Here is a 22,078-nt window from a genome sequence, read left to right on the forward strand (position 1 = left end):
ACCGATCTCAGGAAGCCCCGGAGGAGGTACGCGTGCGCACCACGAGAACCGTTCCTGCGAGACCTGTACTGATCGTCACCCTCAGCCTCGCGACAGCGGGCTTACCCCTGCTCACCCCGCACACCGCCGGCGCCGACCCGAAGCCCGTCACCCGGGAGGGCCCCGCCGTCGACGACCGCGCGGCCCGGGCACCCGCGAGCGCCGCCAGTCGCGCCCTGACCGCGGAGACCTCCACCGGCATGACCGGCCGCGGCTACCCCCGCCGCCAGGTCCTCTCCCCCGACCCGGAGAACCCCGGCGACAAGTCCCTGAAGCTGGGGCTCACCCCGTACCACGCGATCGCCCCGAAGCTGAACGCCCTGCAACGCCTGGGCGACCGCGTCAGTGTGGAGGTGACCGGCCGCTCGGCCGGCGACCACCGCCTCTTCCTCGTCACCGTCACCGCCCCGGAGACCACCCGCCAGGCCCGCGCCCAGGAGCGGATGCGTGAACTGATCGAGAGCGCGCCCGCGTCCGCCGCGAAGTCCCGCGAGATCAAGCGCGCGTACAAAGCCCCGGTCTTCGTCAACAGCAACATCCATGGCAACGAGTGGGAGGGCACGGACGCCTCCCTGAAGGTCATCGAACGGCTCGCGACGGCCAAGGACGCCAAGACCAGGGAACTCCTCGCGCACAGCCGCCTGTACTTCAACATCACGGCCAACCCGGACGGCCGTATCGCCGGCACCCGCGCCAACGCGAACGGCTTCGACCTGAACCGCGACTTCGTCACGGCTTCCCAGCCCGAGACCCGCGCGATGCGGCAGATCGAGCTGGACAAGCAGCCGGCCGTCCTGCTCGACCTGCACGGCTACGTCAACGGCACGCTCATCGAGCCCACCACTCCCCCGCACGGCGAGAACTACGAGTACGACCTCTTCCTGAAGAACTCCTACGCCAACGCCCTCGGCATGGAGTCCGCCGTCAACGCGCTCGGCTACACGCCCGCGAAGGACGGTGTGGAACCGGCGCAGATCCCGTTCCGCGACCAGGAGGAGGGCTGGGACGACTGGCCGCCGATCTTCACCCCGCAGTACGCCGCCTTCCACGGCACGGTGGCCGCCCACACGGTGGAGATCCCGCTGGCGGTGAACAACGAGGAGTACGACACCCTCCCCGTCCGGGAGCTGCGCCGCCGCTCGGCGGTCAACACGGCCGTGGCGGGCGCCGCCGTCCGCGCGACCCTGAACCACGTCCGCGAGCACCGCACCACCCTCGTCGCCGACCAGATCGAGACCTTCCGCCGCGGCGCGGCCGGTGCCCCGCAGGTGCCGGTCTCACCGAAGACGGTCCCCGGCGTCCCCGGCATCGGCCCGGAGGACGTCTACACGACCGACTTCCCGCGCGCCTACGTCATCCCGCCCGGCGACTCGCGCACCCAGCGCTCGACCCCGGCCGCCGCCCGCCTCGTCGACCACCTCCTCGCCAACGACGTCCGCGTCACCCGTGCCACCCGCCCCTTCCGCATCGAAGGCCGGACGCACCCCGAGGGCTCGTACGTCGTCGACCTGCACCAGCCCAAGCGCGGCATGGCGAACGTCCTGCTGGCCGACGGCCGGGACATCAGCGACAAGGTGTCGGTGATGTACGACATCTCCGGCTGGAGCCTGGGCCGGCTGTGGGGCGCCACGGTCGAGCGGGTGACCTCGGGCAGCCTGCGGGGCGCGCCCCTGCGCCCGGTCACCGAGGCCGCACCCGTCGCCCACGTGCCCGCGCACGGCGCTCTCCGCCTGCGTCTGACCGATCCGCGCGAGATCGCGGCCCTCAACTCCCTCCTCGGGCGGGGAGTCCGGGTGCGGCAGGCCCCGGACGGCAGCGCGATCGTCCCGGCGTCGGCACGCCGCGAGGCGCTCATCGCGGCCCGCGCGCACGACGTCTCCTTCACGGCCGCGCGGCTCAAGGGCGACACGCCCCTGCACCGCCTGCGCGTCGCCGCCGCCGTCACCCCGGGTGAGCTGTTCGCCCTGCGGGAGATGGGCTTCGACGTCACACCGGTCTCGACGGCCGTCCTGAACGCGGGCTTCGACTGGTCCGGCACGGACGTGCTGTTCGTCTCCGCCGGCCTGGACCACGCCGCCCTCACCGCCCCCGCCCGCAAGGCCCTGGACACCTTCCTCGACGGTCACGGCCTGGTCGGCCGGGGCGCGACGGGAGCGGCCCTGAACGCGGCGGCGGACCTGCTGGCCGTCAAGCCGGTCGAGGGCAACCCGGACGCCAACGGCGTCGTACGCGCGGTGAACTCGGGCCGCCTCACGCACGACGCGCCCGCGCACACCTTCGTCTACGCGCCGCTCTGGTTCACCGACCTCGGCCCGGGGGTGCGCGAGGAGCAGTCGTACGCGACCGGGAACCCGCTCGTCTCCGGGCACTGGCGCCCGCTCCGGGACGGCACCGGCGGCCCCGCGGCGGCAGCGGGACAGGCCTCGGTGGTCAGCGGCGGCAGGACGGTCCTGTTCGGCACCGAACCCCTCTTCCGGGACCACCCCAAGGGGGAATTCCCGCAGGTGGCGAGGGCATTGTTCACAGTGGCACACAGCGGTTCAGATGAGGAGAACGGATGACGCAAGAGATCCACGGCACCGTAGCCGACGGCTTCGAGGGGGTGCGCGAGGAGTTCGCCGCGTTCGTGGCCGGGGAACGGCCCGACTACGAGGGCCAGCTGTGTGCCTACCTGCGGGGCCGGAAGGTCGTGGACCTGTGGGCGGGGACCGAGGCGGACGCCCTCTACGGCGTGTTCTCGTCCACGAAGGGCGCCGCCTACCTGGTCGTGGCTCTCCTCGTCCAGGACGGCACGCTCGAACCGGGCCGCAAGGTGACGTACTACTGGCCGGAGTTCGCGGCCGAGGGCAAGGGCGAGCTGACCCTGCGGGACCTGCTCGCGCACCGGGCGGGCGTGGTCGGCACGGACACCGGCTTCAGCCTGGCGGAGCTGGGCGACGACCGCCAGCTCGCCGAACGCCTCGCCGACCAGCGGCCGTTCTGGCGCCCCGGCACTGCTTTCGGCTATCACGCACTGGTCGCCGGCGCCCTGGCCGGCGAGGTCGTACGCCGCGCCACGGGCCGCACGCTCCAGGAGATCTACCAGGAGCGCGTCCGGACCCCGTACGGCCTGGACTTCCACCTCGGCCTGCCGGCCCCTCAGGAACCCCGCTTCCGCACCACCCAGCCGATGGCCCCGACCCCGGAACAGCAGGCCCTCCTCGACGCCACGCCGACGGGGCCGCACACGCTCGCCTCGATCGCCTTCAACCGCAACGCGAGCGAACCGACCGACCTGGCCTCACTGCCCAACATGCCGCTGATCCGCGCCAAGGGCCCGGCGTCGGTGGGCGGAGTGGCGTCCGCACGAGGCCTGGCCGGGATGTACGCGGCGGCGATCAGCGGGGTGGGCGAGCAGGCGCCGCTGCTGAAGCCGGACACGGTGGCGGAGTTCGGCCAGTTCCACTCGGTCGGCTACGACCTGGTGGCACGTGCCCACAAGTCGTTCGGCCTCGGTTTCCAGACGACGGCTGACACGTGGCACCCGTTCCTCGGCGCCGGGACGATCGGGCACAGCGGCGCGAGCGGCTCGCAGTCCTTCGCGGACCCGTGGAGCGGCCTCGCCTACGGCTACACCCGTCGCCGGTTCGCCTTCCCGGGCGGGGCGGCCCCGGAGAACGACCGCCTGGCGCGGGCGATCCACCGGGCGGCCCTCGCGCGCTGACCCCGGGCACGAGCGGAGGCCGCACCCCACGTCCAAGGGTGCGGCCTCCGCGTACGCAACGACTGCGGTCAGACCAGCGTCACGGTGATGTTCCCGCGGGTCGCCTTCGAGTAGGGGCACACCTCGTGCGCCTTCTCGACGAGCGCCCGCGCGGCACCCCGCTCCACCTTCGGCAGGTCGGCCGAGATCTCGACGATGATCCCGAACCCGTCCCCGTTCTTCCCGAGGCCGACCCTGGCGGTGACGGTCGACCCGGTGAGGTCGGCGCCCGTCTCACGGGCGACGACACCGAGGGCTCCCTGGAAGCAGGCGCTGTACCCGGCGGCGAAGAGCTGCTCGGGGTTGGTCCCGGCGCCACTTCCTCCCATGGCCTGCGGCGGATTGACGACGACGTCGAGCCGGCCGTCATCGGTGGCCACGCGCCCGTCGCGCCCGTTCTCGGCGGTGGCGACGGCGGTGTAGAGGACGTCGGACTGCTGGATCGGCATGCGGTTGTGTTCCTTCGGTCGTCCGCCGCGGCTCGCGCCCGGGCCGAGCGGATTCGGAAAAAACTTACCGCATGCCGAAAACCGACAGAAGGCGTCAGAGCTTGACGATCATCTTCCCGGTGTTGTCACCGCGCAGCACGCCCAGGAACGCCTCGAGGTTGTTCTCGATGCCCTCGACGACGGTCTCGCGGTACTTCAGCTCACCGGAGGCGACCCAGGGGGCGACCTCCTGGACGAACTGGGGCTGCAGGTCGTAGTGGTCCCCGACCAGGAAGCCCTCGATGCGGCCGCGGGTCGCGATCAGGCGGGCGAGGTTCCTCGGGCCCGGGGCGGGCTCGGTGTTGTTGTAGACGGAGATCATGCCGCAGACGGCGATCCGGCCGCCCTCGTTGAGGGAGCCGATGGCGGCCTCCAGGTGGTCACCGCCGACATTGTCGAAGTAGACGTCGATCCCGTCCGGGGCGGCGGCACGCAGCTGCTCGCTCACCGGCCCGCCCTTGTAGTTGAAGGCGGCGTCGAAGCCGTACTCCTCGACGAGGAGCTTCACCTTCTCGTCGGACCCGGCGGACCCGATGACCCGCGAGGCGCCCTTCAGCTTGGCGATCTGCCCGACCTGGCCGCCCACGGCACCGGCGGCGCCGGACACGAAGACGGTGTCGCCCTCCTTGAAGGCGGCGGTGCGCAGCAGGCCCGCGTAGGCGGTGAGGCCGGTCATGCCCAGCACACCGAGGTACGTCGACAGCGGCGCGGCGTCCGGGTCCACCTTGACGGCGTTCTTCGCGGCCACGACGGCGTACTCACGCCACCCGAGGAAGTGCAGTACGTGATCCCCGACGGCCAGCCCGTCGACGTTGGAGGCCACGACCTCTCCGACGGCACCGCCCTGCATGACCTTGCCCAGCTCGAACGGGGCGACGTAGGACTTCGCGTCGCTCATACGGCCACGCATGTACGGGTCCACGGAGAGGTACTTGTTCCGTACGAGAACCTGACCCTCGCCCGGCTGCGGGACCTCCGCCTCGACGAAGGCGAAGTCCTCGGGCTTCGGCCAGCCGACGGGGCGGCTCGCCAGGTGCCACTCGCGGCTGACGGCGGGGAGGGTGGGGGTGTCGGTCATGATGCGCCTGTCCTCACTGGCTCGGACGGATGTTTCAGTAGCTGAAACAACCATGCTCCTGAAAATTTCATGTTGTCAAATAACCGGGTACCCTCGAAGCCATGGTTTCCACCACACCGACCCCGGACTCCCCCCACCCCGACTCGCTGACCATCGAGGTCGTCGAGCTCATCGGGGAGGTCGTGGCCCGGTTCCACGAGGACTACGAGGAGGCCGCGGCGGGACACTCCCTCACCGGGGCGCAGGCCCGGCTGCTGAGCCTGCTGTGCCTGGAGCCGCTGCCCATGCGGAGGCTTGCCCAGCGGTTGAAGTGCGAGCCGTCCAACGTCACGGGGATCGTGGACCGGCTGGAGGCGCGGGGGCTGGTGGAACGGCAGCCGGATCCCGCGGACCGGAGAGTGAAGGTGGCGGCGGCGACGGGTGAGGGACGGCGGGTGGCCCGGAGCCTGCGGGAGTCCCTGCGGTTCGCCAGGGAGCCGTTGGCGGCGCTCCCCGAGGGGGAGAGGGTGGCGTTGCGGGATGCGCTGAGGGGGATGCTGGGGGTTGCGTGACGCGCTGAGCCTTTTCGGTGCCCGGCGTCGTCGCTGAGCCCGGGTGGGTCCGCGGCCCGGCGGAGCGGGGTGCCTCCCCCCACCGCCCACCCGTGCCGCCCTGGGGGCACCTCCCAGGCCCTCAAGGCACTGGGGGAGGCACGCACGCCCGCAGCCGGGGCGGCACGCACCCGCCGGACAGGCGCTACGCGCACCACCACAGGAAGCGGTTGCACGTCTTCGTCGGGGCCGGTTCCGGCGACGCGGCCGGGGGCGTCGGATCCGTGGTTCGGGTCGGTGCCGGAGCCGGAGGGGCCGCCGTGGGGGCCGAGGCCGGGCGGCTCGGGGACGCTTCCGGCGCGGAAGACCGGGTCGGCTCGGGAGCCTTCGACTTCTCGCCCTTCGGGGATTCGGAAGCCGACGGCGAGTCAGACGCCCCCGGGGAAGGAGACCTCGACGCTCCCTCGACCCCGGCCTTGTCTCCCGCAGGGCGGGCCGTCTCGCCCGCCTCCGTCGGCTCCCCCTCCGCTTCCGCCGGCTTCGACGTCGACTTGGGCGCGTCCATGCCCAGTTCGGCGAGGCTCAGCCCACCCGCAGCCAGCACGAACCCCGCCGCGATGAACAGGGTCCGGCGCCGCCGTCGGCGATGCGCGGCCGCCTTCCGGTCCCGCCGGCTCGCGCCACCCGGGCGATCGGCGACCGGCCCGTGCTCGCGCCCGCGTCCACGCCGACGAGCGGCACGCCCGAGCGGCTCTTCGTCGCCGTAGGCGTCGCGGTCACCATGGGCCCCGCCCGACCCGACAGAGTCACCCGAGTCGTCCTGATCGCCGTACTCACGCTCACGCCGGCGCAGCGCATCCGCCGAGGTGCCGCACCCCGGGCACGCCAGTGCGCCGTTGAGGTGCCGTCGGCACGGGTCGCAGTAGTCCATGACGCGGGAAGGTTAAGTTCCGCGCCGGTCACGTTCCTAGATCCAGCTGTGAAGGTTCTGCACGGACCCGCCTCTCCTCTGGTTTCGAAACTGTCGAAACCGTTATGCGCGCGACCCATTGACACCCCGACCACCGCGTCCTTACTGTCACGCCAGCATTTCGAACGTGTGCCGAAATCTCGAACACGTCGAACCGGCTGGATGAACTGAATGACTGACGGAACTGAGCCGACGAAGCTGCGAGGGACAACCGCCGTGCGCATCACCGGAATCAGCACACACGTGGTCGGGACGCCTTGGCGCAACCTGACCTACGTCCAGGTGCACACCGACGAGGGGATCACCGGAGTCGGCGAGACCCGGATGCTGGGACACACCGACGCCCTTCTCGGTTATCTGAGGGAGGCCGAGGCCAACCACATTCTCGGCTCCGACCCCTTCGCTGTCGAGGACCTCGTCAAGCGCATGAAGTACGGCGACTACGGCCGCGCGGGCGAGATCGTGATGTCCGGTATCGCCGTGATCGAGATGGCGTGCTGGGACATCAAGGGCAAGGCCCTCGGCGTCCCCGTCTGGCAGCTGCTGGGCGGCAAGGTCACCGACAAGGTCAAGGCGTACGCCAACGGCTGGTACACCACGGAGCGGACACCCGAGGCGTACCACAAGGCCGCCCAGGGCGTGATGGAGCGCGGCTACCGGGCACTGAAGATCGACCCGTTCGGCACGGGCCACTTCGAGCTGGACCACCAGGGGACCATGTACGCCGTCTCCCTCATCGAGGCGGTCCGGGACGCCATCGGCCCCGAGGCGGAGCTGATGCTGGAGATGCACGGCCGCTTCTCCCCCGCCACGGCCGTACGCCTGGCCAGGGAGCTGGCGCCGTTCAACCCGGCGTGGCTGGAGGAGCCGGTGCCGCCGGAGAACCTCAAGGCGCTGGAGAAGGTCGCGGCCAAGGTCGACATGCCGGTCGCCACCGGTGAGCGCATCCACGACCGGATCGAGTTCCGCGAGCTGTTCGAGAGCCAGGCCGTGGACATCATCCAGCCGGACGTCGGCCATATCGGTGGAATCTGGGAGACCAGGAAGCTCGCGGCGACGGCCGAGACGCACTACATGCTGGTGGCCCCGCACAACGTCGGCGGCCCGGTGCTGACCGCCGCCTCCCTCCAGGTCGGCTTCACCTCCCCGAACTTCAAGATCCTGGAGCACTTCAACGACTTCGCGGACGCGGAGATCAAGAAGGTCGTCAAGGGCGCCCCGCAGGTGAACCCGGAGGACGGCTGCTTCCACCTCTCCGACGCCCCCGGACTGGGCGTCGAGCTGGACGTGGACGCCGCCGCCGAGTTCCCGCAGCAGCAGGCCCGTTTCGACCTCTGGGCGGAGGGCTGGGAGCAGCGCAAGCCCAAGGGCAAGCAGTGACCGCCCGACCCTCTGAACCCTTTAAACCCTCGAACAGCCCCTCGAAAGCTTCGAAAACCGGAGGAGCGACGTGAGCACCGCGGTAGTCATCGACGCCCCGGGCGAGCACCGCCTCGTCCCGCACGAGCCCCGGCAGCCCGAGGCCGGCGAGGCGCTGGTGCGCGTCCACGCGTCCGGCATCTGCGGCAGCGACCGCGAGGTCTACCAGGGCAACCGCCCCGAGGGCTACGTCCGCTACCCGCTCACCCCGGGCCACGAGTGGTCCGGGACGGTCGAGGCCGTGGGCGCGGGCGTCCCCGGGTCTCTCGTCGGCCGCAAGGTCGTCGGTGAGGGCTTCCGCAACTGCCAGGTCTGCGACCGCTGCCACGCGGGCGACACGACGCTGTGCACGGCCGGTTACGAGGAGACGGGGTTCACCCAGCCGGGCGCGATGGCGGCCACGCTGACGCTCCCGGCCCGTCTGCTCCACACCCTCCCGGACGACTGCGACCTCACCGCCGCGGCCCTCCTGGAGCCGGCCGCCTGTATCGCGGCCGCCGCGCTGAAGGCCAACGCGCAGCCCGGCGAGCGGGTCGCCGTGGTCGGCACCGGCACGCTCGGCATGTTCGCCGTGCAGTTCCTGAAGGCGAACTCGCCGGCCGAGCTGCTGGTCGTCGGCACCCGCCGGGACCGTGAGGCGCTGTCGCGGCAGTACGGCGCGACGGACTTCCTGACGAAGGACCAGGAACTCCCGGACGACATCGACGTGGTGATCGAGACGGCCGGGTCCGCGGACGCCGCCCGGATCTCCGCAGCCCTGCTCCGAAGGGGCGGCCGGCTGGTCCTGACCGGCATCCCGGCGCCGGGTGCCGATGGCCTCGACCCGACCGATCTCGTCGTGAAGCAGCTGGAGACGCACACCGTCTTCGGTGCTCCGCCGGACGCCTGGGCGCACACGGTTCGGGTGTTCGCCGCCGGTCTGCTCGATCCGCTGCCGCTGGTGACGCACGAGCTGCCGCTCGCCGAGTTCCCGCAGGCCATCGAGCTGGTGGGGGCCGGTGATCCGAAGGTGGGCAAGGTGTTGCTCCGCCCGTAGACGTACGCCGGTACGGGGGCAACCTGACGGCTCCCGTACCGGCGTACCCCACCCCCGCACCTTGCCGTACCCAGAGCCGCGAACCTCGTCCGAAATATCGAACCGAAGGACTTTCCTGTGACCGACGCTCCCGCCACGGCAGCCCGCAGGCCCGGTGAGCAGGCGCTCGCCGACCTCGGCCTGAAGGCGCCCGCCCTCGACCCCGCCGACGCCTCGCCGCACTCCTTCCCCGGCGGCGGCCGCTGGCGCACCGAGATCCCCTCCTGCGAGGGTCCCGAGGCGCTGGCGGTGGTCCTGAAGGAGGCCTCGCGGCTGGATGTGCCGATCCACCGGATCAGCCAGGGCAGCGGCGTCTGGATGCTGACCGACGCCGAGATCACCGAGATGGTCGAGTCCACGGCCGAACGCGACATCGAGCTCTGCCTGTTCACCGGCCCGCGCGGCACCTGGGACATCGGCGGCTCGACCCGGACCGACTCGCGCGGCGGGGGCCTCAGAGCCCGCGGCCACGACGCCGTGGCCGGCTGTGTCGAAGACGCCGTGCGGGCCACGGAGTTGGGCGTCAAGTGCCTGCTCGTCGCCGACGAGGGCGTGCTGTGGACCCTGCACCGGGCGCGCGCGGCCGGCATCATCCCGGCCGACACGACCCTCAAGGTGAGCGCGCTCATCGGGCCGGTCAACCCGGCGGCGTACGCGGTGTACGAGCGCCTCGGCGCCGACTCGGTCAACGTGCCCAGCGACCTGACGCTCGATCACCTCACCGAGATCCGCCGGGTGTCGGGTGCTCCCATGGACATGTACATCGAGGCCCCCGACGACCTCGGCGGCTACGTCCGGATGTACGAGGTCGCCGAACTCATCCGGCGCGGCGCCCCGTTGTATCTGAAGTTCGGCCTGTCGAAGGCGCCCGGGATCTACCCCTACGGGCACCACATGCGGGAGTTGACCCTGGCCACCGCCAAGGAACGGGTGCGGCGCGGCCGGCTCGCCCTGGACCTCCTGGCGCGCCACGGAGCGGACGGCGACATGGCCCCGCTGGGCTCCCGACTGCCGGGCGATCTGCAACGGTTCGAGATCTCGGCATAACGTTCCGGAAACTCGGCTTCACAAAAGAAGACACAGCCGACCACAATCCGACACATCTCTTCTCGGTCTTTCCGGCACGACCACCCGGAGCGACTTCGCGCCTCCCGGACCGAGCCCTGCACACAGATCAAGGATGATCAATATGCGTAACCGCAGAGCCGCTCTCGCCGCCATAGCCGGAGCCGCGTCCCTCGCCCTGACCCTGTCCGCCTGCGGCCAGAGCAGCGAGGGAGGCAGCGAGGAGGGCAAGGGGGACGCCAAGGGCGGCACCATCGGCATCGCGATGCCGACCAAGTCCTCCGAGCGCTGGATCGCCGACGGCAAGAACGTCGTGACGGAGCTGGAGTCCAAGGGCTACAAGACCAAGCTGGTCTACGGCGAGGACGACCCGGACCAGCAGGTCTCACAGGTCGAGAACCTGATCACGCAGGGCGTCAAGGCGCTGATCGTCGCCGCCATCGACAACAAGTCGATGAACAACGTGCTCCAGCAGGCCAAGGACGCGAACATCCCGGTCATCTCCTACGACCGCCTGATCCTCGGCACGAAGAACGTCGACTACTACGCGTCGTTCGACAACGAGAAGGTCGGCGAGCTCCAGGGCACCTACATCGTCGAGAAGCTCGGCCTGAAGGACGGCTCCAAGAAGGGCCCCTTCAACATCGAGCTGTTCGCCGGCTCCAACGACGACAACAACACCCGCTACTTCTTCGGCGGCGCGATGAAGGTCCTGCAGCCCTACATCGACAAGAAGCAGCTCGTCGTCCGTTCCGGCCAGACCAAGCTCAACCAGGTCACCACCCTGCGCTGGGACGGCGGCACCGCCCAGAAGCGCATGGACGACATCCTGACGTCGGCCTACAAGAGCGAGCGCGTCGACGCGGTCCTCTCCCCCTACGACGGCATCTCCATCGGCATCCTGTCGGCGCTGAAGTCGGACGACTACGGCTCCAAGAGCAAGCCGCTGCCGATCGTCACCGGCCAGGACGCCGAGGTCGCCTCGGTGAAGTCGATCATCGCCGGCCAGCAGTCGATGAGCGTCTTCAAGGACCTCCGCAAGCTCGCCAAGGTGTCCTCGAACATGGTCGACGCGCTGCTGAACGACAAGAAGCCCGAGGTCAACGACACCAAGACCTACGACAACGGCGCGAAGGTCGTCCCGGCCTACCTGCTGGAGCCGGTCGCCGTCGACAAGAGCAACTTCCAGAAGGAGCTCATCGACTCCGGCTACCTCAAGGAGAGCGACGTCAAGTAGTCCCCGCCACCGACCGACGATTCACCACTGATTGGAAGGCACGACCATGGCGGGACCCGTCCTGGAAATGCGCTCGATCGTCAAGACCTTTCCCGGCGTCAAGGCGCTTTCGGACGTCACGCTGACCGTCCGGCAGGGCGAGGTCCACGCCATCTGCGGGGAGAACGGCGCCGGCAAGTCGACCTTGATGAAGGTCCTCTCCGGCGTCCACCCGCACGGCACCTACGAGGGCGACATCCTCTTCGAGGGTGAGGTCTGCCAGTTCAAGGACATCCGGGCCAGCGAAGAGCGCGGCATCGTGATCATCCACCAGGAGCTGGCCCTGGTGCCCTACCTCTCCCTCGCGGAGAACATCTTCCTCGGCAACGAGCACGCCACCCGCGGGATCATCAGCTGGACCGAGACCCTGCGGCACGCCACCGAACTGCTGCGCCGGGTCGGTCTCTCCGACCACCCGGACACCCGCGTCGCCGACATCGGCGTGGGCAAGCAGCAGCTCGTGGAGATCGCCAAGGCCCTGTCGAAGAAGGTGAAGCTGCTCATCCTGGATGAGCCGACCGCCGCGCTGAACGACGAGGACAGCGGCAAACTCCTCGATCTCATCCTGGAGTTGAAGAAGCAGGGCATCACCTCGATCATCATCTCCCACAAGCTCAACGAGATCCGCAAGGTCGCCGACTCGGTGACGATCATCCGCGACGGCCAGAGCATCGAGACCCTCGATGTGAAGGCGGCGGAGACCACCGAGGACCGGATCATCAGCGGCATGGTCGGGCGCGACCTGGAGAACCGCTTCCCGGAGCGGTCGCCGCACCAGCCCGAGGAGGGCGTGGCGCCCGCCCTGGAGATCCGGGACTGGACCGTGCACCACCCGATCGACCAGCAGCGCAAGGTCGTCGACGACGTGTCGCTCCAGGTGCGGCGCGGCGAGATCGTCGGCATCGCGGGCCTGATGGGCGCCGGCCGCACCGAACTCGCGATGAGCGTCTTCGGGCGGACGTACGGCCGGTACGCGGGCGGCACGGTCCTCAAGGACGGCACCGAGATCCGCACGAAGACCGTGCCCCAGGCGGTCAAACACGGGATCGCGTACGTCACCGAGGACCGCAAGCACTACGGCCTCAACCTCATCGACACCATCAACCGGAACATCTCGCTGAGCGCCCTGGGCAAGGTCGCCAAGCGCGGTGTGGTCGACGAGCACGAGGAGCGGCAGGTCGCCGAGGGCTTCCGCAAGTCCATGAACATCAAGGCGCCGACCGTCTTCGAGCCGGTGGGCAAGCTGTCCGGCGGCAACCAGCAGAAGGTCGTCCTCAGCAAGTGGATCTTCTCGGGTCCGGACGTGCTGATCCTGGACGAGCCGACCCGCGGGATCGACGTCGGCGCCAAGTACGAGATCTACACGGTCATCGACCAGCTGGCCGCCCAGGGCAAGGCGGTCGTCTTCATCTCCTCCGAGCTGCCCGAACTGCTCGGCATGTGCGACCGCATCTACACGATGGCCGCGGGGCGGCTGACCGGTGAGTTCTCGAAGGCCGAGGCCTCCCAGGAATCGCTGATGCGTCAGATGACGAAGGACAAAGAGGTAACCCGATGAGCACGGACGTGACCGCCAAGACCCCGGCCCCGGCGCCGGCCGGCAAGGGCGGGGAGGGCACGGGCAACGGACTGCTGCAGCTGATGCTGGACGGTATGCGCCGCAACATGCGGCAGTACGGCATGCTGTTCGCCCTCGGTCTGATCGTGGTCCTGTTCGCCGTGTGGACCGACGGCGACCTGCTGCTGCCGCGCAACGTCTCCAACCTGGTGCTGCAGAACAGCTACATCCTGATCCTCGCGATCGGCATGATGCTGGTCATCATCGCGGGCCACATCGATCTGTCGGTCGGCTCGCTGACGGCGTTCGTCGGGTCGATGGCCGCCGTTTTCATGGTCAAACACGACATACCGTGGCTGCTCGCCGTGGTGCTGTGCCTGGCCGTGGGCGCGGTCGCGGGCGCCGTCCAGGGGTTCTTCATCGCGTACGGCGGCATACCGTCGTTCATCGTGACCCTGGCGGGCATGCTGATCTTCCGCGGTCTGACCGAGATCTTCCTGGAGGGGCAGACGCTCGGCCCGTTCCCGGAGGGCCTGCAGAAGGTCGCCAACGGCTTCCTGCCCGAGGTCGGGCCGAAGACCAACTACCACAACCTGACGCTGCTGCTGGGCTTCGCGATGATCGCCTTCGTGATCTTCCAGGAGGTCCGGGACCGCAAGCGGCAGCAGGAGTTCAACCTGGACGTCCCGCCCGCCAAGCTGTTCCTGCTGAAGCTGGTCGCGATCGGCGCCGCCGTGCTGACGCTGACGATGCTGCTGGCCAGCTACAAGGGCGCCCCGATCGTGCTGCTCATCCTGGGCGTGCTGCTCGTCGGCTTCGGCTACGTCATGCGCAACGCGATCGTCGGCCGCCACATCTACGCCATCGGCGGCAACCTCCCGGCGGCCAAGCTGTCGGGTGTGAAGGACAAGAAGGTCACCTTCCTGGTCTTCCTGAACATGGGCATGCTCGCGGCCCTGGCGGGTCTGGTCTTCGCCGCCCGCTTCAACGCGGCCTCTCCCAAGGCCGGCCTCAACTTCGAGCTGGAGGCGATCGCGGCCTCGTTCATCGGCGGCGCGTCGATGAGCGGCGGTGTCGGCACCGTGCTCGGCGCGATCATCGGTGGCCTGGTCCTGGGCGTGCTGAACAACGGTATGAACCTCGTCGGCATCGGCACCGACTGGCAGCAGGTCATCAAGGGCCTGGTCCTGCTGGCGGCGGTCGGGTTCGACGTGTGGAACAAGCGCAAGGTCGGTTCGTAAGTCAGATCGGGGCCCCGCCGGGAAGGCGGGGCCCTCTCCTTATACGGGAGCCGCACGCATGGAACTGAACAGACGCACGGTCATCGCCGGAGCAGCGGCGGCGGGCATAGCCGCCACCACCCTCGGCGGCACGGCGCACGCCACGGGAGGCAGGAAGCCGGTGAAGACGCTCTTCGGCAAGCTCGCCGACGGCACGAAGGTCTACAGCTGGTCGCTGGAGAACGGCGGCACCCGCCTGAAGGTCCTCTCCTGGGGCGGTGTCGTCCAGTCCCTGGAGATCCCCGACCGCCGCGGCCGGTACGCCAACGTCTCCGCGGGCTTCGACAACATCGAGGACTACGTCGCCAAGACCCCGTACTTCGGCGCCCTGATCGGCCGTTACGGCAACCGCATCGGCAAGGGCAAGTTCACCCTCGACGGCAAGAACTACCAGCTGTCCGTCAACGACGGTGAGCAGAGCCTGCACGGCGGCACGCAGGGCTTCGACAAGCGCGTGTGGGACGTCGAGCCGTTCACCAAGGGCTCCGACGTCGGTCTGCACCTGTACTACACGAGCGTCGACGGCGAGATGGGCTACCCGGGCACGCTCAAGACGAAGGTGACGTACACGCTCACCCGGCACGGCGACTGGCGCATCGACTACGAGGCCACCACCGACAAGGCCACCGTCGTCAACCTCACCAGCCACGTCTACTGGAACCTCGCCGGCGAGGGCAGCGGCACGATCGAGGACCACGAGCTGCAGATCGCCGCCTCCCGCTACACGCCCACCGACGCGGGCCTGATCCCCACGGGCGAGCTGGCCAAGGTCGCGGGCACGCCCTTCGACTTCGGCCGTGCCAAGCCGATCGGCCGGGACATCCGCGTCTCACACCCGCAGCTGGTGACCGCCAAGGGCTTCGACCACAACTGGGTCCTCGACAAGGGCATCACCGCCCGGCCCGAGCACGTCGCCACCCTGCGCGACCCCGCCTCCGGCCGCACCCTGAAGATCGCCACGAACGAGCCGGGCCTGCAGTTCTACTCCGGCAACTTCCTCGACGGCACGCTGACCGGCCCGTCCGGCCGCACCTACCGGCAGGGCGACGCGCTCTGCCTGGAGACGCAGCACTTCCCGGACTCGCCGAACAAGCCGAAGTTCCCGTCGACGGTGCTGCGTCCGGGGCAGACGTACCGGACGACGACGATCCACACGTTCGGCTGCTGATCGGCACCTGGTCATGGGGGCTGATGACAAGCCTTCACAGGTGCCACACATGTTCTGACCGGACTCCCAACGGTTGAACAGTGTCACCACAGTCTCCGTATGTAAGGGCGGCCCGCGCTCCCCCGCGCGGGCCGCCCTTAAACGTCGGGTCCGGCCGTCCCCAACGGACCCGCCTCATACGGAGGTTCCATGGCCGACAACGTCACGTCGCTGTTCCGCAGTACCGCGGCACACAGCCCGTCGATGGCGGCGTTGACACGTGAGGGCGGCGAAGGCGCCGGGCCCGTGGACTTCTGTATCCCCTGCAACCCCTACTTCCCCACCCCTGCCATGTTCGACGACATGTCGGCCCGGCTGCGCGACATCATCACGTACTACCCGAGCAGCGCCGACACCATCACGGCCGAGCTGTGCAGTCTGCTCCAGCTGCCGCCGCAGTGCGTGGCGATGGGCAACGGCTCCACCGAGCTCATCACCTGGATCGACCACCTGCTGGTCCGCGAGTCCCTCGCCGTCCCCGTCCCCACCTTCGGCCGCTGGACCGACCAGCCCATGGAGACCGGCAAGCGGGTCGACATGTTCCCGCTCCAGGAGTCCAGCGGCTTCGCCCTCGACCTCGCGCAGTACGCCGAGTTCATCCGCGCGAGGGGCACGCGCGTCGCCGTCATCTGCAACCCCAACAACCCCGACGGCGGTTTCCTCCACAAGCACGCCATCGTGCAGTTCATGGACGCCATGGCCGACCTCGACCTGGTCGTCATCGACGAGTCGTTCCTGGAGTTCGCGGACGCCGAGGCCGAGCCGTCCGTCGTCCAGGAGGCCATGCTGCGGCCCAACGTCATCGTGCTGCGCAGCCTCGGCAAGAACTTCGGCCTGCACGGCATCCGCTTCGGCTACCTCGTCGCCAACCCGGCGCTCGCGGGCCGGGTCCGCTCGATGCTCCCGAAGTGGAACCTCAACTCCTTCGCCGAACATGTCGTCTTCATGCTCAAGGAGCACGGCGCCGAGTACGCGCAGAGCCTCCAGCAGGTGCGCCGCGACCGCCTCGACATGGCCGGCCAGCTCTCCTCTCTGCCCGGGCTGACGGTCTACCCGTCGCAGGGCAACTTCCTCTTCGTGCGCCTCCCCGTGGGCGCCGAGGGCACCGTGGTCCGGGACAGGATGCTCACCGAGCACCGGATCCTGGTCCGCGAGTGCGGCAACAAGATCGGTTCGTCCAGCCGCTTCCTGCGTCTCGTCGTGCGCCCCCAGGTGGACGTGCGTCGCCTGGTGTCCGGCCTGGAACAGGTGCTCTACGGGACGTCCAGGAGGGGAGCCGCCGTACCGGAGCTGAGCAACGGGACCAGCTACAGCTCGGGTACGGCGGCCGTGGACCGCCTGGTCAGCGAGACCAACGGGTCGGGCATGCGGGGGCTCGCCGCTCAGGCCGCCGGCTTCGGTGGTCCGGGGCCCGCCGCAGCCCCTGCCGCCGCCGGTACCGGCATGCCGCTCCCCGCCGCCGCGTCCGCCGTACCGGCGGGCCCGGGCGGAGGGATGCCGATGCCGGCGGCGGCGCAGATGGGCCAGATGCCGCAGATGGGCCAGATGGGGCAGCAGCAGATGCCGCAGGCGGTGCCGCAGCCCGTGCCCCAGCCCGCTCCGCAGCCCATGGCCGCACCGGTCCAGCAGCCACTGGCACCCGTCGCCCAAGCCCCGACCCCGGCTCCGGTCCCTGCTCCGGCGCCGGCGCCCATACCGACACCGGCGCCCGTACCGGCCGCGGCCGGGCCCACGCCGCCGGGCGTTCCCGCCCGGGGCGGACTGACCGCCGCGCAGGTCAGGGGCACGAACGGCCTGTCGCCCGCCCCGGCCACGGGCTGGCCGGGCACGCAGGCCTGGCCCAACGCGGCGGGCATGGGGGCCGCGGGCTAGGGCCGTCTCACCGTGGCGACATCAGCTCGCCGTGGCGACATCAGCTCGCCGTGGCGACGTCAGTACGCCACGGGCCAGCCGCTGCTCCAGTTCAGGAGGTTGACGCCCAGTTTGGGTGTGCCGTTGTCGTTGCCGTCGTAGTAGTGGTAGACGATCAGGTCGCCGTCGATGTCCTTCATGATCGACTGCCCGCCGGGGCCGATGACGCTGCCGTGCGACTCCAGGACGGGCGTGCCGCCGTTGTTCATCAGGTCGACCCCGTTCCTGTCGCGGTACGGCCCGGTGACGGCGGAGGCGCGCCCGACCTTCACCTTGTACGTGGAGCTGGTGCCGGCGCAGCACGTGTCGTACGAGGCGAAGAGGTAGTAGTACCCGCCCCGTTTGACGATGAAGGGCGCCTCGACGGCCTTGGTCCCGGTGGGACGGGAGGCGAGCGAGTAGCGGGTGGTGTTGGAGGAGAGCTGCTTCCCGGTGGACGGGTTGATCTGGATCATCTTGAGCCCGGTCCACCAACTGCCGAAGGACAGCCACCACTTGCCGTCGTCGTTCACGAAGAGGTTCGGGTCGATGGCGTTGAAGTCACTGGCGGAGTTCGAGGTGTAGACGGTGCCCTGGTCGGTCCAGCTGCCCGGCTGGCCGGTGCTGGACGTCGCGAGTCCGATGGCGGACGTGTTCGAGCCGAACTTCGAGACGGAGTAGTACATCAGGTACTTGCCGCCGTGGTACGAGATGTCCGGCGCCCAGGCCTCCGGCACGGAGGAGTAGTTCCGCCACCAGCTCGGCCTGCCGGCGAAGGCGTCGCCGCCGTTGCGGAAGGCGGTGCGGTCGGTGGAGGTCTTGTTGGCGATGCCGCCGCCGGTGGCGTAGAGCAGGTACTGGCCGGACGCGGTGCGGATCATCGACGGGTCGTGGGTGACGATGTCACCGGTGACGCGACCCGGGTTGGGGTAAGCGGACGCCGTGCCCGGGACGAGGGCGAGCAGGAACGCGGTGGGGAGGGCGAGCAGGGCGGTTCTCTTGCGCAGGATGGAGCGGCTCATGCGGGTCCTCCTTGCGGTGGGGGGCTTGCGTGGGGGTTACAGCACTGACCGAGATCTCGAACAGCGATCGCAAGTTCGAACGGGACCGTAGAATCGAACCCCTTGCGCGTCAATGGTCCGCGCAGCAACTGCGGTGACCGGCCTGGTCGCCCAGGACGGCGCCGCACCGCTGCGCCTCGACGTCCTCGCCCCGCACGAGGCCCGGGCGCTGCTGTCCGCCGTACTGGGCGAATGTTGAGCGGCGGCCGGCTACGGGGTGGTGGCCGGCAGATCGATCTCGGCGCGAACGGTTTTTCCCGGCTCCCGCCGCAGCACTTCCCACCGATCGGCGAGCGCGTCGACGAGGAGGAGGCCGCGGCCGTGTTCGTCGAGGGGGCACGGCAGGTGCACGTCTCGCGGCCCTGGCGGGTGCGATCCGGCACGCGCATCACTGACTTCGATCCGCACACCACCGGCGACGAGACTGATCCGCAACTCGAAGTCCCGCCCTGGCACGCGCCCGTGCGTCACGGCGTTCGAGGCCAGCTCGGCGACGATCAGGGCGACGGTCTCGGAGACGTCCGTGCCGTGCGGGATCCCCCAGCCGTCCAGCTGGTGAGCGGCCAGACGCCGGGCGAGGCGGGCGCCGCGAGGGGTGGCACTGAGGCGCTGACTGAACACACGTACGGTGACCGGATATTGGGAGGCCGTGGGGGTGGTCGGTGCTGTCATGCGCCCAATGTGGCGGGTGACAGCCGGAATTCTCCAGGTCGGCGCCGCGTACGCTGCGACAGCGTACGCGGTGACGGACTGGACAGTACCCGTGACGGCCCGTAACCATGCTCCGGGAGGTGACCGACAGTGGTCGATGGCGCGATGGAGCCGGAGTCGTCGGACAGTCTGCGGACGTTCGGGGCGGTGGTCCAGGGCTTGCGCGAGCACGCGGGGCTGAGCAGGGAGGAGTTCGGGGAGCTGGTGCGGTTCTCCAAACACACGGTGGCGTCCGTGGAGCTGGGGAGGCGGATGCCGGACCCGGAGTTCGTGACTCGGGCGGAGGAGGTGTTCGGCAGGACGGGGGCGTTACGGAAGGCGGCGGGGTGTCTGGAGAGGCAGCCGGGGTTGGCGGCTTGGTTTCGGCGGTGGGCCCAGCTGGAGGCCACGGCTATCACGCTGTACACGTACGAATGCCGGTTGGCGCCGGGCCTGCTGCAGACCGAGGCGTACGCGCGGACGCTCTTCACGAACCAGCTCCCGCCGCTGAGCGATGAGCAGATCGAGGCACAGTGGGTGGCGCGGGCGGAGCGGCAACGACTGCTGCGGGAACGACCGAACACGGCCTTTGGCTTCATCTTGGAGGAGCACCTCTTCCGGCGGCGCACTGGCGGAGTGGACGTCACGCGGGGACTCATCGACCACGTGCTGGAGATCGCCGAACTGCGCAACGTGGAGATCCAGATCATGCCGACGGAGCAGGACACACACGCGGGACTGGACGGACCCATGCAGTTGCTGGAGACCCCGGAGAACAAGTGGTTCGCATACTGCGAAGGGCAGGAAAGCGGGCAATTCATCGTTGACCGAAAGGTGGTCAGCATGCTCCAGATGCGGTATGCCAGGATGCGCTCACAGGCTCTCACTCTCAAGGACTCCATGAGCCTGTTGCAGCGGATGCGAGGGGACCTATGAGCACCAGCGAACTGGCCTGGTTCAAGAGCAGCTACAGCAGCGGCGGCTCTGGCGACTGCGTCGAGATAGCGACCTGCCCCGAAGCCATCCACATCCGCGACTCCAAGAACAAACAGGGCCCCCAGCTCACCCTCTCCCCCACCACCTGGTCGGCCTTCCTCACGCACGCGACCGAGTCGTAGCCCCTGGGGCGGCCCGGCGGATTCGCGGCGCACCGTGGTCTCCGGCGGGCTCCCGCCCGGGTCGGTGTCCGCGCTCGATCATGCCCAGTGCCACCCCCGCGACGATGATCACGCCGCCTGTCACCTGGGCGAGCCGGATCGACTCCCCGTTGATCACGACGGCGCCGATGACTCCGAAGACCGGGACCAGGTTGAGGATGTTGACCGCGACGCTCGACGCCATCCTGCGCAGACCGTAGTTGTAGAGCAGGAAGCCGCCGACCGAGCACGCCACGGCCAGATAGACCAGCAGCGATGAGGCGGTCGCGCCCGGCATCCGCCAGTCGTCGGCCTCCAGCAGGGACGCGAGCAGGAAGCCGGCCGCGCCCGCCAGAGTCTGGTAGTACGTGACGCCGACGGCGTCCTGGCCGGCGCTCGCGCGCTTGCCGAGCACGTTGTAGCCGGCCCAGGCCAGCCCGCCGAGCAGCAGCAGGACGTCCCCCAGCCAGCGCGAACTGCCGCCGACCTCAGCCCCGTTGCGTACCACGAGGAAGGCGCCGAGGGTGGCCACCAGCACGCCCGCCACCCTCAGCAGCGGCATCCGGATGCGGAAGACAACCAGTTCCACCAGCATCGTCATCAGCGGGTACGTGGCCACGATCAGCGACGCGTCGGATGCCGCGGACAGGTCGACGCCGACGTTCTCCAGGATGAAGTACACGGTGATGCCGAGGAACCCGCTCAGGTACAGCTGCCGTCGCTGCCGCGGATCCGGCCGGGCCGGGCGGTTCCGGCTCAGCCGTACGATCCCGCCGAGGAGCAACGCCGCGAGGGTGAACCTGACGGCGCCGATACTGAGCGGGCCGACATCATCCAGGACCCGCTTGGTCACCGCGTAGGAACTGCTCCAGAACAGGGCGGCCGCCATGACCGCGGACACCGCCCCCACCGTGGGTCCTCGTTCACGCACAGCAAACAGCCCCTCTCCACCCCGCCCGAACGAACGCCAGTCGAATAGGCTGGAGGCTAACAACATCATCGAAGATATGGCGAAGTGTCCGAATTACCTTCGAAAATCAGTGGGATGGGGCAAGCGTGGACGAACTAGATTCGGCGTTGGTGCGGATGCTCCAGGAAGACGGTCGGCGCACCAACAGAGACATGGCTCAGGAACTCGGCATCGCCCCGTCCACATGCCTGGAGCGAATCCGGTCGCTCCGCAGAAGCGGCATCCTGACGGGATTTCACGCGGAGGCGGACCTCGCGTCGATCGGCCGAGGGTTGCAGGCAGTGATCGCCGTACGGGTCCGCCCGCCGACGCGTGCGGTCATCGAGGATTTCCAGACCTTCCTGGAGGAGATGCCCGAGGTCATCTCGCTCTTCGTCCTCACCGGAAACGACGACTTCCTCGTACACGTCGCCGTCCGCGACACCGACCATCTGCACGCAGTGGTCCTGGACAAGCTGACGAAGCGCCCCGAACTCGCCGACGTCCGGACGTCGGTGGTCTACGGGCACATGCGCAAGAAGGTCATCGGTCCGACGTAAAAAAGGCGCAGGCGCAGTCGGGGGCGGGCCCTCAAGCCCCCTGTCCGACAAGTAACTTGACGATC

The 22,078-nt window shown here is 69.4% G+C and carries 21 protein-coding genes; 15 read left to right on the forward strand and 6 right to left on the reverse strand.

Going from position 1 to position 22,078, the window contains the following annotated elements; all coding sequences use genetic code 11:
• Window positions 1-32 precede the first annotated feature (32 nt).
• Both ACQEV8_RS13280 and ACQEV8_RS13285 read left to right on the forward strand, forming a co-directional pair.
• Entirely contained in the window at window positions 33-2,600 is a 2,568-nt protein-coding gene (locus tag ACQEV8_RS13280) for a M14 family zinc carboxypeptidase (RefSeq protein ID WP_432959838.1), read from the forward strand.
• Window positions 2,597-3,742 carry a serine hydrolase domain-containing protein gene (locus ACQEV8_RS13285; protein WP_432959839.1) on the forward strand — a complete coding sequence of 382 codons (1,146 nt, stop codon included), beginning with the start codon at window positions 2,597-2,599 and terminating at the stop codon, window positions 3,740-3,742. The genes ACQEV8_RS13280 and ACQEV8_RS13285 overlap by 4 nt, the downstream gene beginning before the upstream one ends.
• Before the next feature lie 68 nt (window positions 3,743-3,810).
• Here ACQEV8_RS13285 and ACQEV8_RS13290 read toward each other — a convergent pair whose 3' ends face one another.
• Window positions 3,811-4,230 (reverse strand): organic hydroperoxide resistance protein, encoded by a 420-nt coding sequence (locus ACQEV8_RS13290; RefSeq protein WP_432959840.1) that lies wholly within the window; start codon window positions 4,228-4,230, stop codon window positions 3,811-3,813.
• 94 nt (window positions 4,231-4,324) lie between these two features.
• Window positions 4,325-5,347: an NADP-dependent oxidoreductase gene (locus ACQEV8_RS13295; RefSeq protein WP_432959841.1), complete on the reverse strand. Its 1,023-nt coding sequence runs from the start codon at window positions 5,345-5,347 to the stop codon at window positions 4,325-4,327.
• A gap of 101 nt (window positions 5,348-5,448) precedes the next feature.
• Here ACQEV8_RS13295 and ACQEV8_RS13300 point away from each other — a divergent pair, with 101 nt between their 5' ends.
• Window positions 5,449-5,898 (forward strand): MarR family winged helix-turn-helix transcriptional regulator, encoded by a 450-nt coding sequence (locus ACQEV8_RS13300; RefSeq protein WP_432959842.1) that lies wholly within the window; start codon window positions 5,449-5,451, stop codon window positions 5,896-5,898.
• Window positions 5,899-6,082: 184 nt separating this feature from the next.
• On the opposite strand, the gene ACQEV8_RS13305 is transcribed toward ACQEV8_RS13300, so the two are convergent.
• A complete protein-coding gene (locus ACQEV8_RS13305; protein WP_432959843.1) occupies window positions 6,083-6,808 on the reverse strand; it encodes an SCO2400 family protein in 726 nt (241 codons plus the stop codon).
• 255 nt (window positions 6,809-7,063) lie between these two features.
• Here ACQEV8_RS13305 and ACQEV8_RS13310 point away from each other — a divergent pair, with 255 nt between their 5' ends.
• From ACQEV8_RS13310 to ACQEV8_RS13345, 8 genes are all read left to right on the forward strand, one after another.
• On the forward strand, window positions 7,064-8,227 hold the full coding sequence (locus tag ACQEV8_RS13310; protein WP_432959844.1) for a mandelate racemase/muconate lactonizing enzyme family protein: 1,164 nt from the start codon (window positions 7,064-7,066) through the stop codon (window positions 8,225-8,227).
• 70 nt (window positions 8,228-8,297) lie between these two features.
• The gene (locus ACQEV8_RS13315) at window positions 8,298-9,302 is read left to right on the forward strand and encodes a zinc-dependent alcohol dehydrogenase (RefSeq protein ID WP_432959845.1); all 1,005 of its coding nucleotides are present in this window, start codon (window positions 8,298-8,300) and stop codon (window positions 9,300-9,302) included.
• 117 nt (window positions 9,303-9,419) lie between these two features.
• The gene (locus ACQEV8_RS13320; protein ID WP_432959846.1) at window positions 9,420-10,388 is read left to right on the forward strand and encodes a hypothetical protein; all 969 of its coding nucleotides are present in this window, start codon (window positions 9,420-9,422) and stop codon (window positions 10,386-10,388) included.
• Window positions 10,389-10,530: 142 nt separating this feature from the next.
• Window positions 10,531-11,643 (forward strand): multiple monosaccharide ABC transporter substrate-binding protein, encoded by a 1,113-nt coding sequence (gene chvE / locus ACQEV8_RS13325; protein ID WP_432959847.1) that lies wholly within the window; start codon window positions 10,531-10,533, stop codon window positions 11,641-11,643.
• 46 nt (window positions 11,644-11,689) lie between these two features.
• The gene (gene mmsA / locus ACQEV8_RS13330; protein ID WP_432959848.1) at window positions 11,690-13,240 is read left to right on the forward strand and encodes a multiple monosaccharide ABC transporter ATP-binding protein; all 1,551 of its coding nucleotides are present in this window, start codon (window positions 11,690-11,692) and stop codon (window positions 13,238-13,240) included.
• Entirely contained in the window at window positions 13,237-14,481 is a 1,245-nt protein-coding gene (gene mmsB, locus ACQEV8_RS13335; RefSeq protein WP_432959849.1) for a multiple monosaccharide ABC transporter permease, read from the forward strand. Before mmsA ends, mmsB begins: the two co-directional genes overlap by 4 nt.
• 58 nt (window positions 14,482-14,539) lie before the next feature.
• Window positions 14,540-15,688 carry an aldose epimerase family protein gene (locus tag ACQEV8_RS13340; RefSeq protein ID WP_432959850.1) on the forward strand — a complete coding sequence of 383 codons (1,149 nt, stop codon included), beginning with the start codon at window positions 14,540-14,542 and terminating at the stop codon, window positions 15,686-15,688.
• 189 nt (window positions 15,689-15,877) lie between these two features.
• Window positions 15,878-17,599: a pyridoxal phosphate-dependent aminotransferase gene (locus ACQEV8_RS13345; protein WP_432959851.1), complete on the forward strand. Its 1,722-nt coding sequence runs from the start codon at window positions 15,878-15,880 to the stop codon at window positions 17,597-17,599.
• 59 nt (window positions 17,600-17,658) lie between these two features.
• Here the strand turns inward: ACQEV8_RS13345 and ACQEV8_RS13350 are convergent, their stop codons facing one another.
• On the reverse strand, window positions 17,659-18,639 hold the full coding sequence (locus ACQEV8_RS13350) for an arabinan endo-1,5-alpha-L-arabinosidase (RefSeq protein WP_432959852.1): 981 nt from the start codon (window positions 18,637-18,639) through the stop codon (window positions 17,659-17,661).
• Window positions 18,640-18,751: 112 nt separating this feature from the next.
• Between ACQEV8_RS13350 and ACQEV8_RS13355 the strand changes: the two genes are divergently transcribed.
• Window positions 18,752-18,877: a hypothetical protein gene (locus ACQEV8_RS13355; RefSeq protein ID WP_432959853.1), complete on the forward strand. Its 126-nt coding sequence runs from the start codon at window positions 18,752-18,754 to the stop codon at window positions 18,875-18,877.
• An 11-nt stretch (window positions 18,878-18,888) separates the two neighbouring features.
• Here the strand turns inward: ACQEV8_RS13355 and ACQEV8_RS13360 are convergent, their stop codons facing one another.
• A complete protein-coding gene (locus ACQEV8_RS13360) occupies window positions 18,889-19,350 on the reverse strand; it encodes an ATP-binding protein (RefSeq protein WP_432959854.1) in 462 nt (153 codons plus the stop codon).
• A 144-nt stretch (window positions 19,351-19,494) separates the two neighbouring features.
• Between ACQEV8_RS13360 and ACQEV8_RS13365 the strand changes: the two genes are divergently transcribed.
• Together ACQEV8_RS13365 and ACQEV8_RS13370 are read left to right on the forward strand one after the other, a co-directional pair.
• The gene (locus tag ACQEV8_RS13365; RefSeq protein ID WP_432972663.1) at window positions 19,495-20,304 is read left to right on the forward strand and encodes a helix-turn-helix domain-containing protein; all 810 of its coding nucleotides are present in this window, start codon (window positions 19,495-19,497) and stop codon (window positions 20,302-20,304) included.
• Window positions 20,301-20,486, forward strand: coding sequence for a DUF397 domain-containing protein (locus tag ACQEV8_RS13370; RefSeq protein WP_432959855.1), 186 nt, complete (start codon window positions 20,301-20,303; stop codon window positions 20,484-20,486). The genes ACQEV8_RS13365 and ACQEV8_RS13370 overlap by 4 nt, the downstream gene beginning before the upstream one ends.
• On the opposite strand, the gene ACQEV8_RS13375 is transcribed toward ACQEV8_RS13370, so the two are convergent.
• Entirely contained in the window at window positions 20,464-21,393 is a 930-nt protein-coding gene (locus ACQEV8_RS13375) for a DMT family transporter (protein WP_432972666.1), read from the reverse strand. The genes ACQEV8_RS13370 and ACQEV8_RS13375 overlap by 23 nt on opposite strands.
• A gap of 167 nt (window positions 21,394-21,560) precedes the next feature.
• Here ACQEV8_RS13375 and ACQEV8_RS13380 point away from each other — a divergent pair, with 167 nt between their 5' ends.
• The gene (locus tag ACQEV8_RS13380; protein WP_432959856.1) at window positions 21,561-22,013 is read left to right on the forward strand and encodes an Lrp/AsnC family transcriptional regulator; all 453 of its coding nucleotides are present in this window, start codon (window positions 21,561-21,563) and stop codon (window positions 22,011-22,013) included.
• Window positions 22,014-22,078 lie beyond the last annotated feature (65 nt).

This window comes from Streptomyces sp. CA-179760 (assembly GCF_050937045.1).
Lineage (GTDB): Bacteria > Actinomycetota > Actinomycetes > Streptomycetales > Streptomycetaceae > Streptomyces.

Coding starts and splice junctions, on each gene's coding strand:
- ACQEV8_RS13285 (WP_432959839.1), top strand. CDS start 2,597: ATGACGCAAGAGATCCACGGCACCGTAGCCGACGGCTTCGAGGGGGTG.
- ACQEV8_RS13290 (WP_432959840.1), bottom strand. CDS start 4,230: ATGCCGATCCAGCAGTCCGACGTCCTCTACACCGCCGTCGCCACCGCC.
- ACQEV8_RS13295 (WP_432959841.1), bottom strand. CDS start 5,347: ATGACCGACACCCCCACCCTCCCCGCCGTCAGCCGCGAGTGGCACCTG.
- ACQEV8_RS13300 (WP_432959842.1), top strand. CDS start 5,449: ATGGTTTCCACCACACCGACCCCGGACTCCCCCCACCCCGACTCGCTG.
- ACQEV8_RS13305 (WP_432959843.1), bottom strand. CDS start 6,808: ATGGACTACTGCGACCCGTGCCGACGGCACCTCAACGGCGCACTGGCG.
- chvE (WP_432959847.1), top strand. CDS start 10,531: ATGCGTAACCGCAGAGCCGCTCTCGCCGCCATAGCCGGAGCCGCGTCC.
- mmsA (WP_432959848.1), top strand. CDS start 11,690: ATGGCGGGACCCGTCCTGGAAATGCGCTCGATCGTCAAGACCTTTCCC.
- mmsB (WP_432959849.1), top strand. CDS start 13,237: ATGAGCACGGACGTGACCGCCAAGACCCCGGCCCCGGCGCCGGCCGGC.
- ACQEV8_RS13340 (WP_432959850.1), top strand. CDS start 14,540: ATGGAACTGAACAGACGCACGGTCATCGCCGGAGCAGCGGCGGCGGGC.
- ACQEV8_RS13345 (WP_432959851.1), top strand. CDS start 15,878: ATGGCCGACAACGTCACGTCGCTGTTCCGCAGTACCGCGGCACACAGC.
- ACQEV8_RS13350 (WP_432959852.1), bottom strand. CDS start 18,639: ATGAGCCGCTCCATCCTGCGCAAGAGAACCGCCCTGCTCGCCCTCCCC.
- ACQEV8_RS13355 (WP_432959853.1), top strand. CDS start 18,752: ATGGTCCGCGCAGCAACTGCGGTGACCGGCCTGGTCGCCCAGGACGGC.
- ACQEV8_RS13360 (WP_432959854.1), bottom strand. CDS start 19,350: ATGACAGCACCGACCACCCCCACGGCCTCCCAATATCCGGTCACCGTA.
- ACQEV8_RS13365 (WP_432972663.1), top strand. CDS start 19,495: ATGGAGCCGGAGTCGTCGGACAGTCTGCGGACGTTCGGGGCGGTGGTC.
- ACQEV8_RS13370 (WP_432959855.1), top strand. CDS start 20,301: ATGAGCACCAGCGAACTGGCCTGGTTCAAGAGCAGCTACAGCAGCGGC.
- ACQEV8_RS13375 (WP_432972666.1), bottom strand. CDS start 21,393: ATGGCGGCCGCCCTGTTCTGGAGCAGTTCCTACGCGGTGACCAAGCGG.